This window comes from Prevotella brunnea, assembly GCF_008016795.1.
GTDB lineage: Bacteria > Bacteroidota > Bacteroidia > Bacteroidales > Bacteroidaceae > Prevotella > Prevotella brunnea.
In genome coordinates, this window is the sequence record NZ_SDIK01000083.1 from 1 (window position 1) to 818 (window position 818).

The following is an 818-nucleotide window of genomic DNA, read 5'->3' on the forward strand; positions in this document are numbered from 1 at the left end:
CCTCCATACTCCCTTTCCTACTTTTTATTCGCCTTTATCGATCTTCTGACAAGAACGAAGCTTGTCATGAAAAAAGATAATGTAGCTCATACTTTCAGCTGTATTGTGAAATCTTCATTTTTAATGACTAATGCCTGAAAAAAATCAAGCAAAAGTCTGAACTTTCAGTTTTACTTTACTGTTATGCTTGTGTCAATATGTCAAAGATCGAATGTCAAAGGTCGGAAGAAACAAAGAGCCATAAGCAATGGTATGTAACATTCTGACCGTGACAAAATGTGGAGAATAACGGATTCGAACCGTTGACCCCCTGCTTGCAAAGCAGGTGCTCTAGCCAGCTGAGCTAATCCCCCGAAGGAGAAAGGTATCAAGGAAAAGGTGTCATCTTATTGCCGAAAGACTTGAGCCTTGGAACACATTGTCTTGCGACGATGTGTAGTCCCAGGCAGACTTGAACTGCCGACCTCCACATTATCAGTGTGGCGCTCTAACCAACTGAGCTATAGGACTGAGTTGGATAAAGTCGTACGGCTTCTACCCGGCTTCCCTGATTCTCTCATATTAGGATAAACAAAGTGTAGTTACAAGAAGTGGGAAACGAACGTTTTCAATTTCCTCGCAGCTTTCCAAAGAAAGGAAAAACGGGAGGAAGAAAGAGTGTCCACAAATAACTTGCAAAACCCATGAACAAAAGTAATCATCCACTCCAGAAAGGAGGTGTTCCAGCCGCACCTTCCGGTACGGCTACCTTGTTACGACTTAGCCCCAATCACCAGTTTTGCCCTAGGTCGCTCCTCGCGGTTACGAACTTCAGGCAC

Annotated in this window: 2 tRNA genes and 1 rRNA gene; all 3 read right to left on the minus strand. The window is 43.8% G+C overall.

Annotated elements, in window-relative coordinates:
- Positions 1 to 279: 279 nt before the first annotated feature.
- Positions 280 to 353, minus strand: a tRNA-Ala gene (locus tag ETF27_RS09845).
- Between the two features lie 83 nt (positions 354 to 436).
- Positions 437 to 510: transfer RNA gene (locus tag ETF27_RS09850), tRNA-Ile, on the minus strand.
- 200 nt (positions 511 to 710) lie between these two features.
- Positions 711 to 818 (minus strand): 16S ribosomal RNA (locus tag ETF27_RS09855); the annotation flags it as partial.